Source organism: Binatus sp. (SeqCode) (assembly GCF_049584895.1).
In the GTDB taxonomy this organism is placed as follows: domain Bacteria; phylum Desulfobacterota; class Binatia; order Binatales; family Binataceae; genus Binatus.
This window is the reverse complement of the sequence record NZ_JBAUYR010000041.1, coordinates 26,844-52,621: the sequence shown is the minus strand read 5'-3', so window position 1 is coordinate 52,621 and position 25,778 is coordinate 26,844. Positions and strand designations below refer to the sequence as shown.

Annotated in this window: 27 protein-coding genes; 11 read left to right on the top strand and 16 right to left on the bottom strand. The window is 61.4% G+C overall.

The window, feature by feature from the left end; translation table 11 throughout:
* Positions 1-140: 140 nt before the first annotated feature.
* A complete protein-coding gene (locus tag WB650_RS08445) occupies positions 141-854 on the bottom strand; it encodes a type 1 glutamine amidotransferase (RefSeq protein ID WP_422301580.1) in 714 nt (237 codons plus the stop codon).
* A gap of 130 nt (positions 855-984) precedes the next feature.
* Between WB650_RS08445 and WB650_RS08440 the strand changes: the two genes are divergently transcribed.
* Positions 985-1,653, top strand: a complete 669-nt coding sequence (locus WB650_RS08440; protein WP_423960133.1) for a hypothetical protein — start codon at positions 985-987, stop codon at positions 1,651-1,653.
* 10 nt (positions 1,654-1,663) lie between these two features.
* Here WB650_RS08440 and ruvB read toward each other — a convergent pair whose 3' ends face one another.
* The 5 genes from ruvB to WB650_RS08415 all read right to left on the bottom strand — a co-directional run bounded on the left by ruvB (position 1,664) and on the right by WB650_RS08415 (position 5,698).
* The gene (gene ruvB / locus WB650_RS08435) at positions 1,664-2,719 is read right to left on the bottom strand and encodes a Holliday junction branch migration DNA helicase RuvB (RefSeq protein ID WP_422301584.1); all 1,056 of its coding nucleotides are present in this window, start codon (positions 2,717-2,719) and stop codon (positions 1,664-1,666) included.
* On the bottom strand, positions 2,706-3,347 hold the full coding sequence (gene ruvA, locus WB650_RS08430) for a Holliday junction branch migration protein RuvA (RefSeq protein WP_422301586.1): 642 nt from the start codon (positions 3,345-3,347) through the stop codon (positions 2,706-2,708). The genes ruvB and ruvA overlap by 14 nt, the downstream gene beginning before the upstream one ends.
* Positions 3,344-3,889, bottom strand: coding sequence for a crossover junction endodeoxyribonuclease RuvC (gene ruvC, locus WB650_RS08425; RefSeq protein ID WP_422301588.1), 546 nt, complete (start codon positions 3,887-3,889; stop codon positions 3,344-3,346). The genes ruvA and ruvC overlap by 4 nt, the downstream gene beginning before the upstream one ends.
* Positions 3,890-3,919: 30 nt before the next feature.
* Positions 3,920-4,672: a YebC/PmpR family DNA-binding transcriptional regulator gene (locus WB650_RS08420; protein WP_422302568.1), complete on the bottom strand. Its 753-nt coding sequence runs from the start codon at positions 4,670-4,672 to the stop codon at positions 3,920-3,922.
* A gap of 111 nt (positions 4,673-4,783) precedes the next feature.
* The gene (locus WB650_RS08415) at positions 4,784-5,698 is read right to left on the bottom strand and encodes a TIGR01777 family oxidoreductase (RefSeq protein WP_422302566.1); all 915 of its coding nucleotides are present in this window, start codon (positions 5,696-5,698) and stop codon (positions 4,784-4,786) included.
* 160 nt (positions 5,699-5,858) lie between these two features.
* Here WB650_RS08415 and WB650_RS08410 point away from each other — a divergent pair, with 160 nt between their 5' ends.
* The 5 genes from WB650_RS08410 to WB650_RS08390 all read left to right on the top strand — a co-directional run bounded on the left by WB650_RS08410 (position 5,859) and on the right by WB650_RS08390 (position 10,893).
* Positions 5,859-6,524, top strand: coding sequence for a hypothetical protein (locus WB650_RS08410; protein WP_422302564.1), 666 nt, complete (start codon positions 5,859-5,861; stop codon positions 6,522-6,524).
* 116 nt (positions 6,525-6,640) lie between these two features.
* Positions 6,641-7,723: a zinc-binding dehydrogenase gene (locus WB650_RS08405; RefSeq protein ID WP_422302563.1), complete on the top strand. Its 1,083-nt coding sequence runs from the start codon at positions 6,641-6,643 to the stop codon at positions 7,721-7,723.
* An 18-nt stretch (positions 7,724-7,741) separates the two neighbouring features.
* Entirely contained in the window at positions 7,742-8,332 is a 591-nt protein-coding gene (locus tag WB650_RS08400) for a VOC family protein (protein WP_423960130.1), read from the top strand.
* Positions 8,333-8,485: 153 nt separating this feature from the next.
* The gene (locus WB650_RS08395; protein WP_423960128.1) at positions 8,486-9,727 is read left to right on the top strand and encodes an ABC transporter permease; all 1,242 of its coding nucleotides are present in this window, start codon (positions 8,486-8,488) and stop codon (positions 9,725-9,727) included.
* The gene (locus WB650_RS08390; protein ID WP_422302558.1) at positions 9,724-10,893 is read left to right on the top strand and encodes an ABC transporter permease; all 1,170 of its coding nucleotides are present in this window, start codon (positions 9,724-9,726) and stop codon (positions 10,891-10,893) included. Before WB650_RS08395 ends, WB650_RS08390 begins: the two co-directional genes overlap by 4 nt.
* 11 nt (positions 10,894-10,904) lie before the next feature.
* Here the strand turns inward: WB650_RS08390 and WB650_RS08385 are convergent, their stop codons facing one another.
* The 3 genes from WB650_RS08385 to WB650_RS08375 all read right to left on the bottom strand — a co-directional run bounded on the left by WB650_RS08385 (position 10,905) and on the right by WB650_RS08375 (position 16,923).
* Positions 10,905-12,923 carry a PA14 domain-containing protein gene (locus tag WB650_RS08385; protein WP_422302556.1) on the bottom strand — a complete coding sequence of 673 codons (2,019 nt, stop codon included), beginning with the start codon at positions 12,921-12,923 and terminating at the stop codon, positions 10,905-10,907.
* Positions 12,920-13,660: a hypothetical protein gene (locus WB650_RS08380; protein WP_423960125.1), complete on the bottom strand. Its 741-nt coding sequence runs from the start codon at positions 13,658-13,660 to the stop codon at positions 12,920-12,922. Before WB650_RS08380 ends, WB650_RS08385 begins: the two co-directional genes overlap by 4 nt.
* Positions 13,661-13,734: 74 nt before the next feature.
* Positions 13,735-16,923 carry a phospholipid carrier-dependent glycosyltransferase gene (locus WB650_RS08375; RefSeq protein WP_422302552.1) on the bottom strand — a complete coding sequence of 1,063 codons (3,189 nt, stop codon included), beginning with the start codon at positions 16,921-16,923 and terminating at the stop codon, positions 13,735-13,737.
* 168 nt (positions 16,924-17,091) lie between these two features.
* On the opposite strand from WB650_RS08375, the gene WB650_RS08370 reads away from it, so the two are divergent.
* Complete coding sequence (locus tag WB650_RS08370) at positions 17,092-17,754, top strand: alpha/beta hydrolase (protein ID WP_422302550.1); 663 nt, start codon at positions 17,092-17,094, stop codon at positions 17,752-17,754.
* 96 nt (positions 17,755-17,850) lie between these two features.
* Here WB650_RS08370 and WB650_RS08365 read toward each other — a convergent pair whose 3' ends face one another.
* Positions 17,851-18,612: a cyclase family protein gene (locus tag WB650_RS08365; protein WP_422302569.1), complete on the bottom strand. Its 762-nt coding sequence runs from the start codon at positions 18,610-18,612 to the stop codon at positions 17,851-17,853.
* A 107-nt stretch (positions 18,613-18,719) separates the two neighbouring features.
* Between WB650_RS08365 and mazG the strand changes: the two genes are divergently transcribed.
* The 4 genes from mazG to rpsT all read left to right on the top strand — a co-directional run bounded on the left by mazG (position 18,720) and on the right by rpsT (position 20,601).
* On the top strand, positions 18,720-19,520 hold the full coding sequence (gene mazG / locus WB650_RS08360; protein WP_422302548.1) for a nucleoside triphosphate pyrophosphohydrolase: 801 nt from the start codon (positions 18,720-18,722) through the stop codon (positions 19,518-19,520).
* A gap of 181 nt (positions 19,521-19,701) precedes the next feature.
* Positions 19,702-19,827 (top strand): hypothetical protein, encoded by a 126-nt coding sequence (locus tag WB650_RS08355; RefSeq protein WP_422302546.1) that lies wholly within the window; start codon positions 19,702-19,704, stop codon positions 19,825-19,827.
* Between the two features lie 107 nt (positions 19,828-19,934).
* A complete protein-coding gene (locus WB650_RS08350) occupies positions 19,935-20,246 on the top strand; it encodes a YXWGXW repeat-containing protein (RefSeq protein WP_422302545.1) in 312 nt (103 codons plus the stop codon).
* Between the two features lie 67 nt (positions 20,247-20,313).
* A complete protein-coding gene (gene rpsT / locus WB650_RS08345; RefSeq protein WP_422302535.1) occupies positions 20,314-20,601 on the top strand; it encodes a 30S ribosomal protein S20 in 288 nt (95 codons plus the stop codon).
* Between the two features lie 26 nt (positions 20,602-20,627).
* Here rpsT and holA read toward each other — a convergent pair whose 3' ends face one another.
* The 6 genes from holA to nrdR form a co-directional block, all read right to left on the bottom strand.
* Positions 20,628-21,704: a DNA polymerase III subunit delta gene (holA, locus tag WB650_RS08340; RefSeq protein WP_423960122.1), complete on the bottom strand. Its 1,077-nt coding sequence runs from the start codon at positions 21,702-21,704 to the stop codon at positions 20,628-20,630.
* Positions 21,705-21,733: 29 nt separating this feature from the next.
* Complete coding sequence (locus WB650_RS08335; protein ID WP_422304102.1) at positions 21,734-22,339, bottom strand: hypothetical protein; 606 nt, start codon at positions 22,337-22,339, stop codon at positions 21,734-21,736.
* Positions 22,314-22,760, bottom strand: a complete 447-nt coding sequence (gene nusB, locus WB650_RS08330) for a transcription antitermination factor NusB (protein WP_422304103.1) — start codon at positions 22,758-22,760, stop codon at positions 22,314-22,316. Before nusB ends, WB650_RS08335 begins: the two co-directional genes overlap by 26 nt.
* Before the next feature lie 55 nt (positions 22,761-22,815).
* A complete protein-coding gene (ribA, locus tag WB650_RS08325) occupies positions 22,816-24,027 on the bottom strand; it encodes a GTP cyclohydrolase II (protein WP_422304104.1) in 1,212 nt (403 codons plus the stop codon).
* 93 nt (positions 24,028-24,120) lie between these two features.
* A complete protein-coding gene (gene ribD / locus WB650_RS08320; RefSeq protein WP_423960120.1) occupies positions 24,121-25,278 on the bottom strand; it encodes a bifunctional diaminohydroxyphosphoribosylaminopyrimidine deaminase/5-amino-6-(5-phosphoribosylamino)uracil reductase RibD in 1,158 nt (385 codons plus the stop codon).
* The gene (nrdR, locus tag WB650_RS08315) at positions 25,250-25,759 is read right to left on the bottom strand and encodes a transcriptional regulator NrdR (protein WP_422307264.1); all 510 of its coding nucleotides are present in this window, start codon (positions 25,757-25,759) and stop codon (positions 25,250-25,252) included. The genes ribD and nrdR overlap by 29 nt, the downstream gene beginning before the upstream one ends.
* Between the last annotated feature and the right edge of the window lie 19 nt (positions 25,760-25,778).

Sequence of the window (25,778 nt, the reverse complement as noted above, 5' to 3'; positions counted from 1 at the left end):
TACAATCATCACCGCCCCCATCAAGGCATCGGCGGCCGCACTCCTATCTCTCGCCTTCCGAGGGACAACCTGTTGCAACTCGACACCTAACCCCTAACCCCTTCCCTCCAGGGAAGGGGAACCGGATCACTTTTGCTCACTTAGGACATGCCTTGGATCGGGGAGGCCCAGCGGGTGAAGACGGTCTCCGATATCTTTTCGAGTGGCGGTAGGAACTCGGCCGCTTGGGCCATCATTCTATCGGCCGGGATGTTCTCGCGAACTAAATCTTTCGCGAACGCGTTGGCCATCGCGGCGACTCCTTCGCGCGTCACTTCGATATGAAACTGGAGGCCGTAGACCTTGTCGCCATGACGGAACGCCTGGCACGGAGTCTTGTCCGACGATGCGAGTGAGACGGCGCCCAGTGGAAGTTCGAAAATGTCGCCATGCCAGTGGAACGGAGTCATCGTCGCGGGCAGCCCGCGCATCAAGCGATCCTCTTCAGCCGAATCGCTGAGGCGGATCGGATGCCATCCGATTTCCTTGCCGGACGGATTTCGTTCCACCTTCGCGCCCAGAGCGGCCGCGAGAATCTGCGCGCCGAGACATATACCTAGCACCGGCAGATTCATTTTCATCGCGTCTTCGATGAGTCGCATCTCGTCGCGCAGCCACGGATAGCGATCGGTTTGATAGACGCTCGCCGGACCGCCCATCACTATTAGGCCGCCCGCGCCTTTCATGCTCGCCGGAACCGGCTGGCCCTGGTCGACGCGCACGTATTGCCATGCGAGCGCGGCGCCCTCGAGCGCGTCGGCGATGTTGGCGAGGCTCTCGACCGGGTGATGCTGGAGAACATAAATCTTCGCCATCGGGGTGTCTCTTCAGCGCTATAGAATAGCCGGCGCGCAACGGTTGTAAAAACTGCAAGCTTTTTGCATTGCGCGTTGGCTATCCAGCGGCGTTCGTGGTTTGACCTTCGTTAGTGTTTTCATGAATCAGATGACGACCGTGATCTTCTCTGGCTTGGTTGTCCTGTCCGTCGCAGGCTGCACTGTCAATCGCGAACTGGCTCCGCAGAGTATTTCACCGCCGGCATCTCTGGGGAATGAGAGATTACCGCTGAACGTCGCGGTGATCGGCGACCCTGCTTTGAAGTTCGACTACCCACGATACTTCAAGGCTTTCGTCGAGGTGCTGAACCCCGGGCTCGCGCAGACGCTGCAAAGCGCGTTTCGCGGAAACTTTCAGAATGTGAATGTAGTCGAGGCTGAAGAGGCTGCGGGCAGTGCCGACCTGTTGGCTTCGCCCAAGCTGGAGCTTTCAGATCCGATGAAGTTGACAGTGACATTTGTCGATCCACGTTCGCAGAGAATTGTCGCAGAGCTTTCGTCAGAGCGGTCTTGCGACGGCAACGCGCCCGGCGTCTACGACCACCTCGTAACCGACCTGGTGCTGTTCGCTGCAGTAGTCGTTTTTCCCCCTGCGGACAAGTTGGTCACGCATGAAATCGACAAGCACACTGCCGATCGCTTCAACGCCGCATTTGCGCCCGCGATCGCGCAGATGGCCGGCGATATCGCGATCAAGGCGTCGAAGGATCCTCACTTACAGTCGTTCGCGACACCGCGCGTTCAATCCGTTAGCGCCGCACCCGTGAACACCTTCTAGCAAATCGCCATCACAGCAGAGTGCCGCGGCGGATGCGGCCGAGATGTGTATACGCGCGTTGCGTGGCGACGCGGCCGCGCGACGTGCGCGCGAGGAATCCCTCTTGCAGCAGGTAGGGCTCGTAAACTTCCTCGATAGTGTCGGACTCTTCGCCGACTGCGGCCGCAAGGCTCTCGACGCCGACCGGGCCGCCGTCGAACTTGTCGATGATCGCGCCGAGAATCGCGCGATCCATTTTGTCGAAGCCTGCGGTGTCAATTTCGAGCAGCTCCAGGGCGGCCAGCGCGATTTCGCGCGTTACGACCGGCGCTTCGTTCACCTGCGCGAAGTCGCGCACGCGCCGCAGCAGGCGATTGGCGATTCGAGGAGTCCCGCGCGACCGCGACGCGAGCTCGTGCGCGCCAGCTTCATCGATCGCGACATTCAGCAGAGCCGCGGAGCGGCGGACGATCTCACCCAGCTCCGCGTGATTGTAAAAGTCGAGATGAAAATGCTGGCCGAATCTGTCCCGCAGCGGCGAACTGAGCAGACCCGAGCGTGTGGTCGCGCCGACCAGCGTGAACGGATTCACCGAGAGCTTCATTGTGCGCGCGCCCATCCCCTCGCCCACCACGATGTGAAACTCGAAGTCCTCCATCGCGGAATATAGCCGTTCCTCGACCACGCGCTGCAGGCGATGAATCTCGTCGATGAAGAGCACGTCGTGCTCCTCGAGATTGTTCACGATTGCGGCGAGGTCGGCGGCGCGCTCGATCGCCGGTCCGGAAGTCACGTGGACGTTGACCCCGAGCTCGCGCGCGATGATGTGCGCGAGCGAGGTCTTGCCGAGGCCGGGCGGTCCCGCGAACAGCACGTGATCGAGCACTTCTGCGCGTCCACGAGCCGCATCGATCGACATGCCGAGGATTTTCTTGGTGCGCTCCTGGCCGATGAACTCCGCGATAGCGCGCGGACGCAGCGCGAGATCGATGCGACGATCGTCCTCATGGCCGACGCGCGCGGTAAGCCGCCCTTCCGCTGGCGGCGGCGGCGTGCCGGCATTTTCGATTGGCTTACTTTTCGCCAAGCAGCACCGCCAACGCCTTTCGGATTATGATTTCAGGATTCTGCGCGGCGCCCGCGTCGGCCGCTATGACCGCATCAACTGTGCGCTTCGCCTCTATCGGTTTCATGCCGAGATTCACGAGCGCGGAAATCGCCTCGTCCGATGGACCAGCGGGTCGTGCGGCGGCGTCGGGCACAGGCCGCAGATGGCCGTTGGACGTGCTGGTGGAGGGCGCCGCCATCTTCAAGTCGGCGACCTTGTCGCGCAGTTCGCGCACGACGCGTTCCGCGACCTTCGGACCAACGCCGGGCACCGCGTCGATTCGCTCGACGTCCCCCTTGCCGATTGCAGCCACGAGTTCTTCGGGCGCGAGCATTGACAGGATCGCGAGCGCGAGCTTCGGCCCGACGTGTTGCACGCTCATCAGCAGGTCGAAGGCGCGCTTCTCAGTCGCGTTGGAGAATCCATAGAGCAGCAGCGCGTCCTCGCGCACGACCTGGCGGATCATCAGCGAGACACGCTCACCGAGCTGCGGCAATCGATAGTAGGTGCTGAGCGGGATCAGTACTTCGTAGCCAACGCCACCGGTCTCGACGACGATACGCCCCGCGTCACGAACTGCGAGCGCGCCCGACAACGTCGCGATCATTGCGGCACCATCTTCGGTTTGGTTCGGCGCGGCGCTGCGGGCCGGATGCGCTCGATCGACTCGACCAGGTTCGGCATGCGTCCGCGGCCGAGATGGCAGAGCGCTATCGCGAGTGCGTCGGCCGCGTCGTCGGCGAGCTCGACTGCCGGGTCGAGCTTCAGCGTCTTGCGTACCATGTACTTCACCTGCGCCTTGTCGGCGTGTCCGTGACCTGCCACGCAGAGCTTAACTTCGTTGGGCGGATATTCGTACATCGCGAGCCCGCGCTCCGCCGCCGCGAGCATCGCCATCGCGCGCGCCTCACCGAGACGAAAAGCGCTCTGCACGTTGGCCGCGACGAAATGCCGCTCAAGACTCACCGCCGTGGGAGCGAACTCATCGATGATGTTGAGAAGAACTTCATGAATACGATGCAGGCGCGCGGGACCCGGCGCGAGCGAGGCGCATCGAATCGTGCCTGCGTTCACGTAGCGCATGCCCGGCCCCTCGACCACGCCGTAACCGCACACCGCACTCCCGGGATCCACCCCGAGTATCCGCATACCCCACCTCCGCGGCAGCACCGCGCGGCGTCAGGCCGCCGAGAACTGCGCCATCTCTTCGTCGCTGATGTCGAAATTCGCGGCGACGTTCTGCACGTCGTCGTGATCCTCGAGTTCTTCCATCAGCTTGAGCACCTGCCCGGCCGTATGGCCGGAGACCGCAACCGTATTTTCGGGAATCCGCGTTTGTTCCGAATGCGCGATCGCGAGACGGGCTTTTTCCAGCGCGTCGCGCACCGCGTTCAACTTGTCGGGCGACGTGAGAACCTGGAAAGTCTCGCCGTCGCTGGTCACGTCGTCGGCGCCGGCGTCGAGCGCGAGTTCGAGCAGCTTGTCCTCGTCGATTGCGGATTTTTCGATTCCAATCACGCCGCGCTTCTTGAACATCCAGCCGACGCATCCGACTTCGCCGAGGTTGCCGCCATGCCGCGAGAAAACGAACCGCAACTCGGCGACCGTGCGATTGCGATTGTCCGACAGCACGTCGACCATTATTGCGACGCCGCCGGGGCCGTAGCCCTCGTAGGTGATTTCCTCGAGCGACGCGCCCGCAATTTCGCCGGTGCCTTTTTTGATCGCGCGATCGATGTTGTCGTTGGGCATCGATTGCTTCTTGGCGACCGTCACTGCCGTGCGCAGGCGCGGGTTGGAATTGATATCACCGCCGCCGAGTCGCGCCGCGATCGTGATTTCCTTGATCATCTTGGTGAAGACGCGGCCGCGCTTGGAATCGGTGATCGCCTTCTTGTGCTTTATCGAACTCCATTTCGAATGACCCGACATGGCAAATACCTTCCGCGGGGCCACCTCGGCGGGCGGGTCCCGAACGATGCCGAGATTATCATAAAGTTTCGCGCAAGGGGGAATGGGGCGAAGCCTATGGCGTCGAGGAATTCACGCGCTCGCGGACTTCGAAGTCATCACATCTTCAAGCGCGCCTGCGAGGCTCGGATGCTCGAAGACGTAGCCGCTTTGCTCGGCCACCTTCGGAAAGACCCGCTGCGACGTGAGCAGGATGTCGCTCACCTCTCCCAGCGCGAGGCGAAGTGCCATGCGCGGCACCGGGAGCAGCGCCGGCCGGTGGACTGCATTCGCCAGCACGCGCGTAAAATCGGCATTGGTCACCGGGCGTGGCGCGACCCCGTTCATCGGCCCACGGATCGAGTCGTTCCGGCTCGCATGCAGCATCACGCCAACCAAATCCTTGATATGAACCCACGGCATCCACTGCCTGCCACTGCCGAGCCGACCGCCCACTCCCATCCGAAAGGGAGTCAGCATCGTGGCGAGAGCCCCGCCGTTCGGAGCGAGAACGACCCCAATTCGGACGCATACCACGCGAACACCAAGCTGCTCGGCCGCCATCGCTTCGCGTTCCCAATCCACGCAGAGTTTCGCGAGGAATCCATCGCCCGCACTTGAGTGTTCATCGAGCTCTTCGTCGCCTCGATCGCCGTAGTAGCCAACCGCCGACGCGGACACGAGCACCTTCGGCCGGCTCTCCGAGGCCGCGATCGCGCTGACCAAGTTGCGCGTGCCGAGGACACGGCTGTCGCGGATGCGGCGCTTCTTCTCTTCTGTCCAGCGCCCCTCGAACACCGGCTCGCCCGCAAGGTTGAAGACGACCTCGACGCCGCGGATAGCGTCAGCCGGCGCAGGGCCGCCTTCCGGATTCCAGGCGTGCGCCTCAACCTTACCGAGCCGACGCCGCGCTTCGTCCGGGTTGCGACTCAGGACGACCACGTCCTCGATTTTCCCGACGAGATGCTTTCCGACGAGCCCAGTAGCACCTGTGATGAGTGTTCGCATACCGTCCTTCTTCTGTCTTATCCTTAGCAGGTTCGCAACTGTCGATACGCTCTCCGCGTTGCGCGCGCATAACGATCGCTGCGAAAGCGCTAGCCTCAACTCCGTCCGCTTCTGTTATCATGCTGTCGCTATCGATTCGGATGATCGAGGAATGCCTGGGGTGAGAATTTCGATTTTGGGTTTGTTGGCGGGGCTGTGCGCTGCCGGGTGCCTATATCCTCCCGTCACGCAGCCGCCGCCTGACGCGCAGCAGGAGGTGGTGATACCGCTGCCGTACGATCTCGCATGGGACGCGGTGAATGGGGTCATCACCGAAAATTCGTTCCACGTGCAGGCGCAGGATATGACCAACGGGATTATCGAAGCGGTGGGTCCGCGCTTCACACTGCATGACGCCGATTGCGGAAAGATAAAGAGCGTGGCGGGCTCTTACATTGCAGAGCCGGAGCAGGACTCGTCGTCCGTGTACAACTTCCTGGTGCGCCCGCGCGGCACGGAGGCGACGCTGGTCGAGGTGCGCGCGACCTTTAACTCCTCGGTCAAGGTCCCGTTGCATCCGGCGACCGACGTCGACTGCGTGTCGCACGGAATCCAGGAATCGAATCTGCTGCGCGAGGTCCTGGTTGAAGCGAAGAAGACTCATCGCCCGACATTCGCCAAGCAGAGCGGCACCCCGCAGCAGGCGGCGTCTTCGCAATCGTCGGGACCGGCGCACAGGCCTCCGTCGACGATTGATAAAACAGAGGGACAATCCGAGATGCCGACTTCGATGCGCGGATTTTCGATTGGCGGGAATCTCAAACTGCCAGAGCCTCCATCGCAGTAGACCAGCACTCGCGCGGGCTTGACATTTTTTTCGTCCGGGATGAAACCGGGGCAGAGACCTCTCCCCTAACCCCTCTCCCTTTAGGAGAGGGGAGAAGCAGAGTTAGGAGAAACTTTATGAAAGGTCGCATCGCGTTCATCCCAACCGCACACAAAATTGAATTCCACGAGTACGAGGTTCCCTCGCCTGCCGCTGGCGGTCTCGTCGCGGCCGTCACGCAGACCAACGTGTGCGGCTCGGAAGTGCATATGTGGAAGGGCGAATTCGGGCGGCGCGGCGTGATGCCAGGCCATGAGATGAGCGGGCGCATCGAGGCGCTCGGCGCGGGCGTGCGCGCGGATTGGGCCAGCGTTCCGGTCAAGGAAGGCGACCGGATCGCGCCGGTCTACTACACGGTGTGCAATCGATGCATAAACTGCGTCAGCGGTAATCATGCGGCGTGCACCGCCAAGGTGGTCGGCGCGCGGCATCCCGATGAGCCGCCGCATTTCACCGCCACGTTCGCAACGCATTATGTCGTAAAGCCTGATCAGCATTTCTACCGCGTGCCGGACAATGTGCCCGACCTGGTCGCGTCGTCGGCGAATTGCGCGATGTCGCAAGTCTTCTGGAGTCTCGATCGCGCGCGGCTGGCTTACGGCGAAAAGCTGGTGGTGCTCGGCGCGGGCGGACTCGGGCTGCATGCTATGGCGATCGCGAAGGCGCGCGGCGCACATGTGATCGCCGTCGACGGCGTCGATCTGCGCTTGCGCGAGGCGCGTCGATTCGGCGCCGACGAGACGGTCGATATGCGCGAATACAAAGATGCGGAAGCTCGCGACAAACGCGTGCGCGAGCTATGCGCCGGATGGCCCGACGTGGTGCTCGAGGTAGCCGGCGTCCCCGAGGCGTTCAGCGAGGCACTAAAGATGGTGCGCGCCGGCGGCCGCGTGATCGAAGTCGGCAACATCTCATCGGGCCTGACGGTCCAACTCCCTCCGTCAACGATCACCTTCAAATCACTGGAAATAATCGGCGTAGCAACCTACCCGCCGCACTACCTGAAGAAGTCGCTGGACTTCCTGGCCGCAAACATCGACCGCCTCCCCTACCGCGAAATGTGCGACGCGACGTTCCCGCTGTCGAAGGCCGCCGAGGCACTGGACAAAAGTGAGCATCGCGAGGTCACGCGCGCGGGATTGTTGCCGGAGATGAATTAGAAATTTAGGAGAATCGAAATGAGTGCCGAGTCCACAGGAAATAGTAATTCGAGCGCAATCAGGCCGGCAAAACTCTCGCATGCAGTGCTGCGCACCGGGCATCTCGACAAGATGATTGAATGGTACAAGACGGTGTTCAATGGTGAGGTCTTGTTCGAGAACGATTTTATCGCGTTCATGACCTACGACGACGAACACCATCGGATCGCTTTCATAGGCTTTCCCGGTGTCGTCGATAAGCCGAAAGGAAGCGCAGGGCTCGACCATCTCGCCTTCTTTTATGCGACTCTCGGTGATTGGATCGCGACGTATGAACGCCTCAAGACGGCCGGGATCACACCGCGGATCGGCATTCACCATGGGTTGACGATGTCGTTGTATTACCGCGATCCCGATAACAACGGCGTCGAATTGGCGATCGACAACGTCGAGAAATCCAAGTGGCACGACTGGATGCGCAACACCCTAAAGGACGTTCTAATCGGTGCGCCGATCGATCCCGAGGAGCTAGTGAGGAAGTATCACGCGGGAGTGCCCGAGGCAGAATTAAGGCGTTTCACGCCAGCCAGTGAGTTAGATCCGGAAGTGCTGCGCCGTATGGTCGAGTAGTGGAATCAAGCAATCGCTTCGACGGAATAAATTCCGTCCTACTGTCTGAATAAAAGCTCTCACTTTCGAAACTCTCCCATCGCGAGATCCCGGGAGAAAAACCGCGTGCTCGCCGTAGTGACTGCGACGTGATAGGTTGCCAGCAATCTGTCGGTGCTGGACGAGATTGAGCGCCGCAGATTGATGCACGCGGGATTGCTGGCAGACCTAAGACTCAAAATCTGCGGGGGCTGCGTGATTCCAATCCGCTACAATCTTAGGAGCCTGCTCGAGCGGCGTGCTACGACGCTGATGACCGTGCTCGGGCTTGGCATGGTCGCGATGATCTTCGTCATTCTGTTCGGGTTCATCGGCGGGCTGAAAGGCACGATGCTCAATGCAGCCGACCAGCGCAACTGGGTGTTGCTCAGTCGGGGTACGCCGGATGAAACGGCGAGCTTCATTCCGCACGCGCTTATGGACCTCATCCGCGTGCGGCCCGAAATCGCAACGAGTGACTCAGGCCAGCCGTTGATGTCGCCGGAGATTTTCGCGGGCGTGAACATCAGCCGCGACAAGCATGTGCGCCAGTTCGTATTGATGCGCGGCGTGATGCCGATCGCAATGAAAGTGCATCGCAACATGCGCCTGGTCGCGGGGCATTGGCCGACTCGCGGCAACGGCGAATGGGCCGTCGGGCAAAAGATCGAGGCGCGGCAGCCGTATATGACGATCGGCACTCAGATGCATTACGGCCGGCGCAACTGGACAATCGTCGGAGTTTTCTCCGATGAGGACAGCGCGCGCGAGTCCGAGATTTGGACCGACTACGATTACCTGCTCACCGACGCGCAGAGCCCCGGCAAAGACACCAACTCGCTGCATATCGTGTTGAAGCCCGGCACCGCGGACTCATTTCAGAATGCGCTCAAGAGTGACTCACGGCTGAAGGTCGACGCGATATCCGAGCGCGACTACTACGCCTCGCAAACTAAAGTGGTGGACCAGTTGCGATCGCTCGGGCTGATCGTGGCGCTGATGCTCGGGGTCGGCGCGGTGTTCGGCGGGATGAACACGATGTACGCGGCGGTGGCCCGGCGCAAACGCGAGATCGGCGTGCTGCGCGTGCTCGGATTCTCGCGCGGGAATATTCTCGGCAGCTTCGTAATCGAGAGCGCTATTCTCGGTATCGCTGGCGGCGTTGCGGGCGTCGTGCTGGCGTATATCGTCGCGTGGGGCACGGGCTTGAACAGCCGTCTGCTCAGCGTTGGTTCTACCTTCTTTTCTTATCGGCCGACGCCGGCGGCGATTGTCGCGGGGCTGGCCGCGGCGAGCGTGATCGGTGTGGCGGGAGGATTTGCGCCGGCATGGCGCGCGGCGCGCATCGGGGTGATCGATTCGATTCGGGAAGCATGATGATAGCGAAGCTGTTCATCGTCGCGATCCGCAATATGCGGCGTCAGCTGCGGCGCACGATTCTGACCGCGCTCAGCTTCGCGGTCGCGGTCTTCCTGTTCACAGTGCTGGTGGCGGTGCCGGTGTCGATGGATCGAATCGCGGCCGACGCCGCGAAGGGCCTGCGCCTGATCGTTATCCCGCACAACTCGTACAAGCTGCCGGCGAAGTACTGCAATGATATCAGGAAGATGCCGCATGTGATGGGATGCGCGCCTGAGCTTCAGTGGGGTGCGATTTATCGCGACCCGCGCAATCAGATTATGGCGATCGGCGTAACGCAAGATATCTATTCGGTCAGCGGGCCGAGCGATTTTCAGTTGCCGCCCGAGATCCGCAAGCAGATGTTCACGGACCGGCGCAACGCATCGGTCGGCAGCGTGCTGATGCGCGAGCAGGGGCTTAAGCTCGGCCAGCCCTTCACTCTCCGTTCACCGGAGAACGCAAAGCTGACTCTGACTCTCATTCCAAAGACCGAAATGCCAACCCTCTTAACCGCGCGGGCGCTGTTCTTCGATCGTCGATTGCTCGACGAGGCGGTGAAGAACGCGTACGGAGCCGATATTCAGGATCGCGCGACCTTCCTGGCGGTCAGAGTCGATCGCGCCGAGAACATGAATTCGGTGATCGGCGAAATCGACGAGAACTTTCACAACTCGGACGGTGAAACCGAGACGACGCCGGAGTCGGACGCACTGAACAGTGTGATCACCGGAATCGGCGACGTGCGGACAATCATGTACAGCATTTGTATCGTCGTGCTGCTGACGGTCTTGCTGATCGCGGCCAACTCGATGGCGATGATGGTGCGCGACCGGATAACCGAGGTCGCGGTGATGCGCGCGCTCGGCTTCGCGCGCGTTCACGTGGTGGCGTTGCTGCTGACGGAGGCCGCGCTGATTGGACTTGCCGGCGCGATTGTCGGCGCGGGCGCAGCGCTGTGGTGCTTCCACGGAGGCATCTCGCTCGGGGCGCTCACGGGAGGACTCGGCTACATGGCGGTCGCACCGAGCACTGCGGCATTGGCGGTTCTGGTCGCGCTCGGTGTGAGTCTTCTGAGTGCCGTGGCGCCAGTGACGCAGGCAGCGAACATCCCGCCCGCGATGGCCTTCAGGAAAGTAGTGTGAAACGGAATGTCTCAACTGCCAGCGCGGTCAGGGATTAGAGCGTCGGCGGGCACCACCTCCGGGTCTGAGGTGCCCGGGACTTTCCAGTACAGGTGCAGGTATGAGCCGCCGCCGATATTGCGCTCGCCGACTTCGATCCGATGCGGTCCTTCGGTGAGGTGAATCGTGCCGCTGTCGCGAACCTTGGTGACCGGGCCGGGATCGCGAATGACGGGAGTGCCGTCAACCGTGACCCATCCTGAATCGTCGACGTCGATTGTGAATTGGTAGTCTCCCGTTTTTGGCGCGAGCAGCTGGCCGCGCCAGATGTCGCATGAGGGGAACGGCATCGCGCCCATCTCGGCAATCGTGTCGAAATCAAGTTGCCGATCGACTCGCACGATATGTGGAGCGGTACTGCCGCATTCGTCGCCGACGTAATACCTGCCCAGCAATCCGTGATGCCCGCTCTGCAAGAAGGGCTGCATGACACGCTGATTCATCGAGAGCAGGAAGACTGTCGCGATTGCCAGCGTGACGGCGGCTTGTTTGTGGCGGCGCGACGTACGATCGCCCCAGAGCCCGAGCGTGTCCGACAAATCGTACGCACCGAAGATCCAGAACGCGGCGAGCGGCCATAGCTGGAACGGGCCGGGCAGTCCGAGAAGTTTGCCGAGATTAAAGGCTACAGAGTCGCGCACAATCATGCCGCCGCCGAAGAATGCGTCGCGGTTGGTGGCGAAGTCGCCGCGCATGAATTGCTGCAACGCGAAGTCGCGCACCGGGTTGTCGTATTCGTACGGGAAGTGCGGATTGGTCGAGGTGGCCATCAGCATGATCGCGGCCGATAGCGCGCCGATCGCGCCCAGCAGCCAGTTGAATGCGGCGGGAAGAAACGTTAGTGCGAGAACCATGAACGGAACCGACGCGACGATTTGCCGCGGGCCGGTCGCGGTGCCGCCGCCCCACGATACGATCGATTCGCCATACGATGCGTTGAACAGGATCAGCACCACGAACGAATAGACGGTGACGACGAATTCGGCGCGCCACTTTTTCAGCTCCGCGAAATAGCCGACGCCGACGGCCGACAGCAGCAGCACCGGGTTGCAGAAGAACAATCCGCGCTGCGGATCGAGCAGCACGTTCCACAGGATGCGCATCTTCGGATAGGTCAGTCCGACGAAGCCCACAGCCTGCTCGGGGAATTGACGGTTCTCGGTCGGGGCGAGCTTGAACGCCTGGTAGCTGAAGAAGAATGGATTTCCGAATGCTCCCCAGTTGTAAGCGAGCATGATCGCGACGGTGATCGCAGCGCCGGCGGAAAACGCGGCGAGATTCTTCAGGTCGCGCAGTTTGAATAGCGCGTAGATTCCGATCGCGGCGGCGACGAGGAAGACTGGGTAGTCGTTGAGGACTGCCCATCCTGCTAGGAAGCCAGCCGCCAATGCGCGCGCCGGCGATGGACGAGTTACGAAGGTCGCGAGCAGATAGAACGCGCTGAATACGCATACCGCGGCGACCGGCTCGCCGGTGAGTTCAGTGGCGTATGGAAACGCGATTGTCCCGAGACCGAGAATCAGCGCGACACCGGCCGCGCGGCCGTCCGACGCGCCGAGAAATCGCGCGAAGCGAAACATGACCACGCACATCGCGGCGACGAGCAGGCCGGTCGTGAACACTGTCGTCAGATATGTGACGAATGCCCAATACTGCGGCTCGTGCGCCGCGTTCATCGGCAGCAGCGCGATGCGGAAGATCATCCACGGAATCAGCGCGGTGTATGACGTGCCGGGCGCTTTGACGGAGTAGATGTGCCCGTGGAACGTGATGATGTCGGCGGTGTTGTAGCCGCAAAAGTCATTGATATAGAGCGCGCCCTTTTCGATCATCGAGCGCAGCAGGTCGAAGCGGCACGCGACGCTCTGGTCGGCGCCCTGGTAAAAGTAGGCATAGGTGACGAACGGGATCAGGAAGATCGCGGCCTCGATTTGGCGGCGACGATCTTCGGGCGCGATCGCGCCGTTGGAGCTCGAGACTCCCCCGGTCATTGTTTTTTGGGGCGCCCCGCCATCGCAGCGCGAAACGTATTGAAAATGCGAAAGTCGTCGTCGCCGTAAATGCGCCAACCGGCCCATGCGATTCCCACCAGCGCCAGAAAGGTGACGATCAGCGAGATTGGCGAGCCGATCGGCACCGGCGCTCCCTGCTGCCGGATCGCATTCAAGTCGTACGTCGGAGTCGCGTTGGCAGGCGGCGCGTCAATCGCGACCATCGACGCGTTTCTGAAGAACGCCTTGCCGGTGTTGAGGCTGCCGAATCCACCGACGCGCAGGGCGACGTCGATATCGGCGCCGTGGCCTCCCACCTTGAGGTACAGGGTGACGCGCTGCCAGTCGGTGGTGCCGTGGATGTCCGCCGACATGATGCCGTCTTCCATGACCGACATCGACGCGCCGGATTCCTTGGCGCCGACGTCTTCCGTGCGGACATCGACGCTCAGCTGATACCATCCGGGCGGCACGGTCAGCGGTTGCATCCAGCGGCCGTCGTTGGCCTTGAGGTTATCCACCTCCATCTCACTCGGCTTGTCGGTGTAGGAATGCCAGTGCGTTTGAAAAGCGTCGGGGCTGTTGATCCAAGCCTCGGTGCGCCAGGAGTCCGGCTGATCCTCGGAGCCTTTTTTGAAGTCGCCGTTGAGCAGGAGGTTTTTTTGATCGGCGGAGTATGCGCGGCGCGAGGTGAATACTGCGGCCAGCATCGTGCAGAGAACGATTGCGGACAGCAACCTAACCCCTAACCCCTTCCCTCGAGGGAAGGGGAACGATCGCAGGAGGGCACAGTCGCAACGGCGGAGCGGGATCATATCCAATTGCGGATTCCGCCTGACTGGAGCCACATGCGCGCGTAGTATCCTTCGCGGCTTATCGGCATGCCGACCCAAATCGGGAAGTAGTACACGAACAGGATCAGCGCGGTGACCGCGAACACGCTAGCGACGTATCGGCCCGCATACGGAGTCCTCAACAGCAGAAAACCGTACGCGCCAATGACCACAATAAAGGTGATCCACGCCCACGTCGGAGGCAGGCCGAGAAAAAACACCGGCGTCATCGTCAGCAACAGCGCAAGATGCTCCCACGGCTCGGCGCGCTCCTTGAAACATTCGGCGAGCAGAATCGCGAGCGCCAGGTAGCCGAAATAAACCGACGCCATGTAGTGGTAGAGGAACAGCGTGCGGCCGATCCACGCCCAGATTAGCAGGTAGCTGAGATAGCCGATGACCAGGAACGATCGCGTGAGCGACGGGCGCTCTATAGCCTGCACCGCGGTGATCGTGATCGCGGTCAGCGCGCCCCACCATAGAAGAGGATTGCCGCCGCCCCAGACAGTCTGCACGTCGCCGGTCTTGGGAAAGTTCTGCCAGTAAGCAATCGGCCGCAGCATCAGCGGCCAACTCCACCATCGCGACGCGTACGGATGCGTCGCGGAGGAAACACTCTTCTCGTACCAGACGACGTCGGTGTAGTACTTGCCGAGATCGGAGATGCCGCCCCACCATCCGAGCCAGAAATGCGGGATGAACACCGCCAGGTAGGTGATTGTGGCGACGGCCCCGACCAGCAGGACTGCGCCAACGTTCATCGGTTCGAGTACGTCGGCCATCGACGGCATCTGCCACGATTGCGCGGCTGATGGCGATGAGCGGTTGCGCCAATAAATCTCAGCGAAGCGTATTACCAGGAACGCGAGAATGATCAGTACGACGAATGAGATTGTTATGTCGCTGAGGTAAAGCAGGAATCCGAGGACGATACAGGTTGCAGAAATGAACAGCGCCGAGGTCTGATCGAAAAGATTGAGTGCGATCGGGACCGCCGGCGCTGGCGCTTTGATTTTCTTCGGCTTGGATTCGATCGGCGCCTTTGGTTCGACCAGCGGCTCCGGTGGAGCGGGTTTCGGATGGTCTCTCGCGATCACGTAAACGATAAAGCCGAGCACCAGTAAAAAAGTGATCGCCGGGATGTAGAGTTTGCTCGCCAGGCAGAGGCCCAGCGCCAGACCGATCCACGGCAGGATGCGTTGACGCGCTTTCGGGTCGGGCGTCTGCACGAATTTGAAGAAGAGCAGGTACGAGACGGCGGCGCACGTGAGATAGACGATGTCGATCACGGCGTAGTGCGAATCGACCAGGTACATCCCGTCGCAAAGAAGGATCGCGCCCGCCAGCGCGCCGACCAGCCGCGATCCCGACATCCGGCGCCCGATTAGATACGTGATTCCCACCAGCGCGGTGCCGATGGTCGCGTTGCCGACTCGCCAACCAAACGGATGATCGCCAAAGAGCAGGATGCCGAGCGCGATGATGAGCTTGGCCAGTGGAGGATGAGGATCGAGGAATGATTCGCCGTGCAGATAATGGCGGCCTTGCGCCACGAAATGGACCTCGTCGAAAACGATCTCGGCCGGATGCCCGAGATGCCAGAAGCGCGTAATTGCCGCGGCGATCAGCAGAATCGAGATGATGATCGTGTCGGTCGCGATCCACGGGGGCGCGGATGCCGCCGGCTCCTCGACGTAGTCTTCGATCGGCCGCGGGGGCATCGCGAATTTGCTGAAGAACTCACCGATCGGATCGGTCTCAGCACTGCTGTCTTTCATTCGCGTCGAACCCCAGTAGACGGCCAGCCCGAGAGCGATCACGTTCAGAGCCGAGGTCGCCATCGCAAGGCGGTCGCGCGAATCCAAAAACACGACGGTGTTGAGCGTGTGCAGAATGTAGGCGAGGTTGATGAAGCAGGTGATCGTGAGAATCACGAACACCGCGAGCATCTCGGGCGCTTCCAGAGCCAATGGCACCGCCAACGCGATTGCGGGGTAGAGGTACCGCTCGTGCATCCTGGGCGCGACCATGAAGAATCCAAAAACCGCGATGAACGACGCGAACAGCAGGCGCGTCGGCGTTCTGCCCCGCCACAAAATCCACGCGACGAATACGTACAGGGGCACCAACAGGCTCATCCCGAGCGCGAAGAACGATACTCCCGCGAGCGTGTTCGAATCGGCCTGGCGCAGTCCGCCAAGCAACGCCATCAGGTTGAATGCGTTGACCGAAGTCTCGTGGTAGTACGCCGCGGTCGACGTGTAGAGCTTGATGATCCAGTTCCATTCGTGGCCGATTTGAAACGGCGCGATGCCGATGATCGCGACCGCGATCAGCGCGATTCCTGACCTTATCCAGGTCGCGAAGTCGGTCTCGAGCATCGTCCACACGCCGAGCACCGGAAGCATCATCAGTCCCTGCGGCTTGACCAGCACCGCAATCGCGGCGAGACCCCATGCGATTTCGTACTGCTCGCCAAGAATCGCCACGATGCTCAGAAGCGTGACAAACGTCATTACGGAATCGCTCTGGCCCCAGACCACGGTGTCGAACAGCAGCGACGGATTCAGCGCGACCATCAACATCGCGAAGAATGCCATCTCGGGCCGGCCACCGCGCCGAATGAAGGCGTACATCAGGATCGAGAGCGCGAGGTCAGCGACAATCGCCGGACTTTGTATAATGACGCGGTAGAAATCTCCGGTGGCGCCGATTGCATGCGCGAGTATCCCGACGACCCACAGCCCGTACAGGTAGCCGGGCGGATAATCGAGGAAGAATCCCTGCTGATATGTATGCGCGGGACCGAACGTCGCGATTTGGCTCGCCCACGCCTGGTAATCGCCAACGTCAGGGCCGAAGCCGGGAAAGTACGGCATCACCAGCAGCTTCAGGATAGCCAGGGCGGCGAGCACCAGCAGAGCTGGGATGACGCCGGAGTCGGTATCTTCGGTCAGGGGGCGGAGGTAATCGATGAAGGCGTAGCCGACCAGCGCGATCAGAATCGCGGCGGCGATGAACCCCGGTAATTTGCCGGTGGAAACTGCGGGCGTCGATGCGGCCGCGATGGCGACGACCGCCAACGCGGCAACGCCCCACGGTGCAATTCGCGCCCACGCAACCCACCCTTGAGGCCGGTCCCCCTCGACCTTCAGACTCTCGATCATCCTGCTATCGCCCACATGCGCAAACGATAAAGATAGCGGTTATTTCAGCCGCGATGAACAGGGGCAGGTGTCGGGCATCGCGGGTCATTTTTCGTTTTTCAATTGGCTGGCGACCGCGCTAGCCGGCAGTCTATTATGGGCGGCATTGCCGCCAAGGAGAACTCTTCGATGCGACTGATTCACACCGTCTATGAGCCGGCAGGCGAAGGACCCCATCCGACGCTGATCGCGATGCACGGGTTCGGCGCCAGCGCGCTCGATCTGCTGGGGCTCGCGCCGTACATAGCAGAGGGCCGCTTCATGGTGATTTGCCCGCAAGGTCCGATGGAAGTGCCGATTGGTCCGACCCGCGGCTACGCGTGGTTTCCGATTCGCATGGGCGCATCGCCCGATCGCGGTGCAATCGACGACGCTAACAAAATGGTGACCGAGTTTCTCAACGAGGCACTGAAAAAATACCCGGTCGATCGAAAAAAGCTGGTGGTGCTCGGATTCAGCCAGGGCGGCATGATGGCGTATCGGCTCGCGATCAGAAATCCCTCGAAGTTCGCAGCGCTGGTTGCACTCTCAACGTTTTTTCCGCCGGACTTGAAGGACGAGGTAAACGACCCCGCCGCGCTCGAAGCGCTGCCGACACTCGTCCAGCACGGCCGCGCCGACGACATGATCGAAATCACCCGCGCGCGAGCATCGGTAGAAACGCTGCGCGCGCTCAAGGTACCGCTGACATATCGCGAATACGATTGCGGCCACGAGATCACGGCCGAAGCCCTGACTGACCTATCGAATTTCCTGACCGAGAAGGTCCTCGACCCGATCGTCAAACCGTAGTTCTTCCCCTCTCTCTGAAAGGGAGAGGATCGAAGGTGAGGGGTCCTTACACAGCGCGCATCTTTTGCGCGCGATTCAAGATTCTGCCTCTGCCTGCTACTCATCTTCGACAATAGCGACTGGACGCACCCATCCTGCGCTGCCGCCGGTGATTTTGATTGGCAGCGCGCTTACTTTGAAACCGAACGGGCGCGGGATTGCGCCGAGGTTGGCGAGTTTTTCCATGTGGATGTGCTCGCGCTCGCGGCCGACGAAATGCGCCGGGAACAATGCGTCGGGATTACCTTCGCGCAAGCCGCGCGCCATCGTGGCGAACGACACGTCCATCGCGATCGCGTCGATTCCGATCAGCTTCACACCTTCATCAAGAATAAAATTCTGGCCCGCGACCGACAGCCCGGCTTGTCGGCGCACGTACTCATCGACGTTGTCGAGATACTGGTCGCTGCCGGTCCAGAGCAGCACGATGTCGAGCGGCTTGAGCGTGTAGCCGATTCGCGAAAGCTCGCCCTTGATGTCCTCGACGCTGATGTCTTCACCCTGGCGATGGCGAAAATCGAGCCGCACGCCGTCGCCGTAGCACCATTCCAGTGGAATCTGATCGATAGTGCGCGCAGGCTTGCCCTCGCACAGCGGGCCGAAGTGCCACGGCGCATCGATGTGATTTCCGGCGTGCCCCGTCAGCGTGATCGTTTCCCATCCGAGTCCCATCGACTCCGGGTAATCGCCAACGTCCGAGCCTTTGAACAGACGCAGCATCGCACGCGCGCCTTCCTCGTGGCTGACGCGCTTGAAGCGATAATTCCACGGCGGATACGGCGCAGCGTCGAGCGGTACTCCGATATCGATGATTTTCATTTTCACGAGATAAGATTCTAACGCCCGCATCTCATCCTGTCATTCAGAGCCGCTGCGGCGAAGAAACCCGGATCTTTGCCAAAACCAAGCATGCTAGGATCGCCGGCATGAGCGATGACACCAACGTGGCGCAAGCATTCGCGAAACTGCTCGAGGTCGTCACGGAACTGCGCGCGCGATGCCCGTGGGATCGCGAACAGAAACTTGGCGACACTCCCCGGCATCTGATCGAAGAGACATACGAAGTGGCCGACGCGATTGCTCGCGGTAACCTGCCCGACGTCGCGGAGGAACTCGGCGACGTGATCGTCCAATGCCTGTTCATTGGCGTGATTCTCGCCGAGGATGCGAAGCTCGATATCGCAACCGTCATGCAGAACGCCGCGGAAAAACTAATTCGGCGGCATCCGCACGTTTACGGTGACACGCGCGCCGAAACTTCGGAGCGAGTGGTCGAGAATTGGGAGCGGATCAAAGTCGGCGAGCGCGCGAGCAAGAACCCGGACAGCGCCAGGAGCCTCGCGCACGTCGGCCGCGGCTTGCCCTCGATGATGCGTGCGGAAAAACTCGGCGAGAAAGCGCGCCGCGCCGGAATGGATTGGGCGAACATCCGCGACGTACTGGCGAAGGCTCGCGAGGAAATCGACGAGGTCGAGCAGGCACTCGATCGCAACGACAACGCAGATGCGGCAGAAGAGCTGGGCGACCTGATGCTCGCGATCGCCAACGCCCCCCGCTTCATTGACCAGGACGCCGAGACGACTCTGCGCGCGGCCTGCGACAAGTTCGTCGGGAGATTCGACGAAGTCGCGCGCATCGCAGCATCACGCGGGCTCGACCTGAAATCGATGACGCCGTCCGAAATCGACGCACTGTGGAACGAAGCTAAAGCGGCCAGGTCTCGATGAATCGATGCTCGCGTCATTTGAGAAGCGAACCGCGTAGGGTCGACATTGGACGCCCGCCTGCCAATTTAGTAACACAGATGGCGACTGGGTCCTGCCTCCCCCTTCATCCAGTCGGGGAACGGGTTGGCGTTTTAGAAGGCGAACGCTGGCCCGTTCTTTTTTAGGGAATGAGTCGCTGACGATGGATCGAGTATTATCGAAGTGGATCGGCTATGCCGTGATCGGTCTCGTGGTCGTATACCTGTGGATGCATTCCAATTCCATCGCCGGCGAGCTCAGAGCGCTGATCGGTGACTGGTGGAAATGAATCGCGCAGAAACTTGAACGGCGAACATGCGGCCGTAGCCGCTAACCGGCGATTATGGCAGTGTGTCAGGCTTGGCTCGATCCCTTGACCCCATCCTGGAGGAACCCATGAGCCTGCGAGCACTTCCTATCCTGTTTCTATTCGCCGCGGCCCTGACGCTCACCCCAATCTCGGGCCTCGCTGCTGTCGGCCTGGCGGTCGGAATCGCCCCGCCCGCGACTGTAGTCGAGACGCCTCCGCCCCCTCCGCCGCCGCCCGCGAATGTCTGGGCGCCGGGCTACTGGGCATGGGACGGCACCAAATATGTCTGGGTGCCCGGAAGTTACGTGGTGGCCCCCTTCCCAGGCGCCGTGTGGGTAGCGGGACACTGGGTTAGAGGCGGCCACGGCTGGGGTTGGCATGACGGCCACTGGCGGTGACGGGTCTCCGCGGGTGAGGTGCAGGAGTATTGCTCCGGCGCTCTCGCACTGTTACAGATGACTGGTTATGCCTCATATTCCCGTTCATCCGTCGGCCGAGAAACGACATCGGCAAAGTCTTAAGCGCGCCGAGCGCAACCGCGTCGTCCGCACACGTGCCCGCACGTTGGCCAAGACCGCAGCGGAAACTATCGCCTCCAGCAGCGACGAGGCTGCGGCCAAGGAAGCGCTCAAACAGGCGACCAAGGTGCTGTACAAGGCGATCAGCAGCGGCACGATGCATCGCAATACGGTGCGGCGCAAAGTTGCGCGGCTGTCCGCCAGCCTGCATCGCAAGTTCAGCAAGAAAGCGTAGATCGGTCCGCTCGAGCGAGGGCTTCCTTAGTCGGGCGCGGTCATCAGGTCGAGGATCAATCCCGCGAGCGCCTGTTCGCGATCCTTGATGGTGCCGTCCTTGAAGCCCGCGTCCATCGCGCACGCACGCCAGTAGGCGCGTTCCAGCCGGGCGAGCCCGAAGCGTCGCGCTCCTTCGATAGCACGAGTTGCCAATCCACTTTGCGGCGGGAGGCCGAGCGCAGCTGCCACATCGCCTTGACTCCTTCGCGCCGCCATCATCGAGGCTGCGATCATCATCCGTCGCATCATCGGGATGATTTCGACCGCGAGTATCTCGAAGACCTCGCGCCCGAGCGCGAGCGCGCGGCCCAATTGCGCCAGCGCGGCCGAGGCCCTGCCACGCGCGACGCTCTCCGCGAGCTCGAATGCTTCCGGCATCCGTCGTGCGCCCTCGTCCAAATCGGCCGGCTGCACCGCCTTGCCCGGCTCGGCGAAAATCATGACTTTGCCGAGCGTGTTGGCGACCGCCGCCAAATCTCCGCCGTGACGCGAGATGATCAGGTCGAGCGCCGCGGGCGACATCTTTAATCCAAGCGATTGCGCAAACGCATTCACGTACTGCTCGATCTGGTTGTCGAACGGACGCATGCAGTTCACCAGCAGCGCCGATTTTTCCGCAGCGCGGCGAACCTTGGCGGGCGCGTTGTCCTTTTCGTAGAGCAGGATGAGATGACCGGGGCAGCCCGCGGTTTCAATTGCCGCGACCAGCGCAGCCTCCGAGCCGCCGCTGCCCGACGTGCGCGCGTCGCCGGCATCCGCATCCGCACCGGATGTCTCGGCCTTGTCGCGACGCGACTTAAGGATTCGGCATGCGATCGCGCGCCTGGGCGCAAACAAGTCGGGCGCCTGAAGCTCGTTCAACACGGCGCCGCAGTCGTCACCCGAACCGATCTGAAAGCTGCGATACTGGCACCCGTCGCTGACGAGCTTGCGAACAACCGAATCAAGAACATATTCACGCAGAAATGCGTGCGGACCGAAAATTACAACCACCGGCGGGATTCGCTTTCGATCGTCCCCGCCTGATCCTCGAAGATACGCGAGCGCAGTTTCAAGCGGCATGCGGTAGTGTACCGAGGGAAAATGAAAAGCTAGAAACCTTCGGCCATTTCAGCGTAGAGGTTCTGCGCGAGCCGCTGCATCAACACCTCGCGCGACGATGCAGTTTCCGATTGCGCAGTCTGGATATCGGTCATGTTTGCGATGTCGTTGCTGCGCAAATTCTGCTGCAGGAAAGTTGGCGTCGTGGCCACGGTCGTCTGCGGCACCACGGGAGTGTGCTCCCCGGCGCTGATGTTATTCGCGGTCCATATTGTCTTCTTGGTGTGCATGTCTCTGAGCATCGCCGAGAGCACCATACTTTGATTGTATTGGGTCGGCTCGAGGGCAGAGTTGAAGTTCGTCGGAACTTCGTTAGCGAACCTCACCGCGCCCGACAACTCGAGATCGGCAGCGCTCGGGCTATCGACGATTTTGAGCCTTCGATGCAGGTCGATTTCATCTTTGATGTAACGCATGACCTCATCGTTGACGCCGGTCACACGCGTTTGATTGCCGAATCGCTCGACGTAAATCGTCTGCGCGCTCGACGGCAACGCGTCGCCCGATGCCGCGAAGTGATAGCCGCATCCCGCAAAAAAGAGCGCCGCGACAATAACGAAGCCGAGCAGCCTACTCGGCCTTGGATAGTGTGACATCCTCACCCTTCTGCTTGAGTCCCAGCCGTCCCGCGATTTCGTCCAGCACGCCGTTGACGAAGCGCCCCGACTCGATGTCGCCGTAGCATTTCGCCAGCTCGATCGCCTCGTCGATCGTAACCCGCGCCGGAATGTCTTCCATCCTGAGCAGCTCGAAAAGCGCGATTCGCATCACGTTGTGATCGACCCGCGACAGCCGCTTGACCGACCAATGCTCGAGCGCGTCCGCCAGATGCTTGTCGAGGGCAGGCTGCTCGCGGCGCACTCCTTCCATCAACTGGACGGCGAATCTGCGGGCTTCATCTTCGACTGGAAAACTTTCGAACAGCGCGGACAGGTCGTCGCTGCTGGCGCCGCCGCAGATGTCGATCCGATACAACGCTTTGAGCGCAAGCTCGCGCCCCTGATGTCTAAGTCCCATAGCAATTCCACAGTCGCGGGCGGCGCGGCAGGCGTCGGCGCAGCGGCTTACTCTTTCAAGTGATCAGCTTCAGCTCCGAGAACAGATGCCCGAGCTTTTCTTTCTTGGTTTTCAGGTATCCGATGTTTCCCGCGTGCGGCGTGACCTCGATCGGCACGCGCGAAACGTTTACACCGTAACGGCGCAGGCTCTCAATCTTGTGCGGATTGTTGGTGAGCAGCTGCACCTCGCCTACGCCAAGATCGCGCAGAATCTGCGCGCCGATCCCATAATCGCGCAGGTCCTCGTCGAAGCCCAGATGCAGGTTCGCTTCGACCGTGTCCATCCCATTGTCCTGCAGCGCGTAAGCGCGAATCTTGTTCCCCAGGCCGATTCCGCGACCCTCCTGATGTAGATAAATCACCACGCCGCGATCCGCCGCCATGATTCGTTCGAGCGCTTCCTGCAACTGCTCGCCGCAATCGCATCGCGCCGACGCAAACACGTCGCCGGTAAGACATTCGGAATGTAGCCGCACCAGCGCGGAACGTCCGCCGCCGACCTGGCCCTTAATCAACGCCAGATGCTCGCGGCCGTCGACGACGTTGCGGAAGACGACGGCATTCAGCATACCGCCGTCGATCGGAAACGGCTGCTCGGAAACGCGCTGCACCAGGACTTCATTGGTCAAGCGATGCGAAACAAGTTCCTTGACGTAGACGATCGGCAGCGAATGCTTCGCCGCAAACTCGCGCAGATCCTTAAGTCGCGCAGCCTCGCCGTCCTCGCGAAGTATCGTGCACAGAGCAGCGGCGTGGCCCAATCCAGCCGAGCGCATCAGATCGACGGCCCCCTCGGCGCGCCCGATCCGCACCATCACGCCGCCGCTCAGCGCCATCAACGGCAGGATGTGGCCGGGCATGACGATATCGTCATGGCGAGACTCGTCGAACGCGACCACCGAGATCACTCGCGCGCGATCGCCCGCCGAAATACCGGTGGTTGCGCCTTCGCGCGCGTCGATCAGCACGCCGGCCTGCTCATTGGAGTCGCCGTTGTCGGTCGAGGGCTGGAGCGGAATCCCGAGCTCGCGGAAACGCTTGTCGGGAATCGCGACCGAGATGACGCCGCGGGCCTCCCGCGCCATGAAATTGATGTCGTCGGGAGTGATTTTCTCGGCCGCCATCACGAGGTCGCCCTCAGCGTCCTCGCGCTCCTCCGCAATCATCACGACCATCTTTCCGTCGCGCAACGCGGAGAATATTTCTTCTAAAGAAGCCGATGCCATCTGATTCAATTCAACGATGGCGATATTACCACCGGCCCGGCAACCTAACCAGTCCGCGTATTCTCATCGCGTTTTCCGTCATCCCGTTTTCCGTCATCCCGAGCGACGCCGACGGACCCCGGACCTTTCTCGGCGCACGCGACCTTCGAGCAGCCAATCATCGCCCATCGGGCGCGCCGAAAGATCTTCGAGCGCGAGCGAATCACTGACGCTGCGCGAGTTCAGTCCCTCAATCGCCGACAGACCCGCGCCAATGATTTTCGGCGCGACGAAGATTGCGACTCGATCCACGATACCCGCGCCCAGCGCCGAACCGGCAAGATTTGCCCCACCTTCAATCAGCACGCGGCACCATCCTCGATGCCCAAACTCAAGCATCAACCGATTCAGCTCAATCTTGCCGTCATGTGTCGCGACCGCAATCACTTCGACGCCGCGGCGTTCATATCGTTCGCGCGCCTGTGCGAGATTGTCCTGCGTGGTGACCAGCACAGTAGACGCTTTCGACCGCTGCTTATAGATGCGCGCGGTCGGTGGCGTGCGCAGCTGCGCGTCGACGACGACGCGCACTGGATCGCGTCCGCCAGCGACTCGACACGTCAGGCGTGGATCGTCGGCGATCACAGTGCCGGCACCGACCATGATGGCGTCGCATTCGCGACGCCATCGATGGACCAGTTCGCGCGACTCGCGCGAACTGATCCATCGCGAATCGCCGCTGGCCGCGGCGATTCGCCCGTCCATCGACATCGCAAGCTTCAGGATCCCCATCGGCCGACCCAGTGTCGTCCGCGTGATGAAGCCCTCGTTTAGCCGTAGCGCTTCGTCCTCGAGTACTCCAGTCGTGACGGCAAGCTTCGCGCGCTTGAGGATTGCGATTCCATTCCCGCTGACACGCGGATCGGGATCGACACATCCGATCACGACGCGCTTGACGCGCGCCTCAACCAGCGCGTTCGCGCACGGCGGCGTCTTTCCGAAATGAGCGCACGGCTCGAACGACACGTATGCGGTAGCGCCGCGCGCGAGCGCGCCCGCGTTCGCCAGTGCCACCGTCTCGCCGTGCGGACGCCCGCCGTCTCCCGTGACTCCGCGCCCGACGACCCTGCCGCCGCGCACGATTACGCATCCTACCGACGGATTAGGAGTTGTGAACCCCAGGCGGTCCTGCGCAAGCGCGAGAGCCTCGCGCATGAAGCGCTCGTCCCGAACTGCGGCCGAATCAGGAGGCGCCGTCGCCTTTCTTTTCACCGGCGGCGCGTGGCCCGGACGTTTGCTTGCGTTGATTGATCAGATCTTCGAGCTCGTGCATGAACTCGTCGATATCTTTGAACTGGCGATAGACCGACGCGAAGCGCACGTAGGCGACCTGATCGATCTTGTGCAGCTCGTTCATCACCGCCGCCCCGATCATATTGCTGTTGACCTCGCGATCGCTCTGCTCGGTCATTGTGGTCTCGATGTTGTTGGCGATCTCCTCGATCGTTTCCATCGAGACTGGCCGCTTTTCGCAGGCTCGTTTGAGGCCGGCGATAATCTTGGCCCGGTCGAACTGTTCTCGGCGACCATCTTTCTTGACCACCATCGGCGCAGCTTCCTCGACGCGTTCGTAGGTGGTGAAACGCCGCTTGCACGCCGAGCACGCGCGACGGCGCCGAATCAACATCCCGTCGTTCGAGAGCCTCGAATCAATGACGCGATTTCCACGATGGCGACAGAAAGGGCACCGCATGGACTAGCTCCGGGTCCAC

Coding starts and splice junctions, on each gene's coding strand:
- nusB (WP_422304103.1), bottom strand. CDS start 22,760: ATGGGACTTAGACATCAGGGGCGCGAGCTTGCGCTCAAAGCGTTGTAT.
- WB650_RS08350 (WP_422302545.1), top strand. CDS start 19,935: ATGAGCCTGCGAGCACTTCCTATCCTGTTTCTATTCGCCGCGGCCCTG.
- ruvC (WP_422301588.1), bottom strand. CDS start 3,889: ATGCGGATACTCGGGGTGGATCCCGGGAGTGCGGTGTGCGGTTACGGC.
- nrdR (WP_422307264.1), bottom strand. CDS start 25,759: ATGCGGTGCCCTTTCTGTCGCCATCGTGGAAATCGCGTCATTGATTCG.
- WB650_RS08405 (WP_422302563.1), top strand. CDS start 6,641: ATGAAAGGTCGCATCGCGTTCATCCCAACCGCACACAAAATTGAATTC.
- ribA (WP_422304104.1), bottom strand. CDS start 24,027: ATGGCATCGGCTTCTTTAGAAGAAATATTCTCCGCGTTGCGCGACGGA.
- WB650_RS08390 (WP_422302558.1), top strand. CDS start 9,724: ATGATGATAGCGAAGCTGTTCATCGTCGCGATCCGCAATATGCGGCGT.
- WB650_RS08335 (WP_422304102.1), bottom strand. CDS start 22,339: ATGTCACACTATCCAAGGCCGAGTAGGCTGCTCGGCTTCGTTATTGTC.
- WB650_RS08420 (WP_422302568.1), bottom strand. CDS start 4,672: ATGTCGGGTCATTCGAAATGGAGTTCGATAAAGCACAAGAAGGCGATC.
- WB650_RS08445 (WP_422301580.1), bottom strand. CDS start 854: ATGGCGAAGATTTATGTTCTCCAGCATCACCCGGTCGAGAGCCTCGCC.
- rpsT (WP_422302535.1), top strand. CDS start 20,314: ATGCCTCATATTCCCGTTCATCCGTCGGCCGAGAAACGACATCGGCAA.
- WB650_RS08370 (WP_422302550.1), top strand. CDS start 17,092: ATGCGACTGATTCACACCGTCTATGAGCCGGCAGGCGAAGGACCCCAT.
- WB650_RS08400 (WP_423960130.1), top strand. CDS start 7,742: ATGAGTGCCGAGTCCACAGGAAATAGTAATTCGAGCGCAATCAGGCCG.
- WB650_RS08415 (WP_422302566.1), bottom strand. CDS start 5,698: ATGCGAACACTCATCACAGGTGCTACTGGGCTCGTCGGAAAGCATCTC.
- ruvA (WP_422301586.1), bottom strand. CDS start 3,347: ATGATCGCGACGTTGTCGGGCGCGCTCGCAGTTCGTGACGCGGGGCGT.
- WB650_RS08440 (WP_423960133.1), top strand. CDS start 985: ATGACGACCGTGATCTTCTCTGGCTTGGTTGTCCTGTCCGTCGCAGGC.
- WB650_RS08385 (WP_422302556.1), bottom strand. CDS start 12,923: ATGACCGGGGGAGTCTCGAGCTCCAACGGCGCGATCGCGCCCGAAGAT.
- WB650_RS08355 (WP_422302546.1), top strand. CDS start 19,702: ATGGATCGAGTATTATCGAAGTGGATCGGCTATGCCGTGATCGGTCTC.
- WB650_RS08365 (WP_422302569.1), bottom strand. CDS start 18,612: ATGAAAATCATCGATATCGGAGTACCGCTCGACGCTGCGCCGTATCCG.
- WB650_RS08375 (WP_422302552.1), bottom strand. CDS start 16,923: ATGATCGAGAGTCTGAAGGTCGAGGGGGACCGGCCTCAAGGGTGGGTT.
- mazG (WP_422302548.1), top strand. CDS start 18,720: ATGAGCGATGACACCAACGTGGCGCAAGCATTCGCGAAACTGCTCGAG.
- holA (WP_423960122.1), bottom strand. CDS start 21,704: ATGCCGCTTGAAACTGCGCTCGCGTATCTTCGAGGATCAGGCGGGGAC.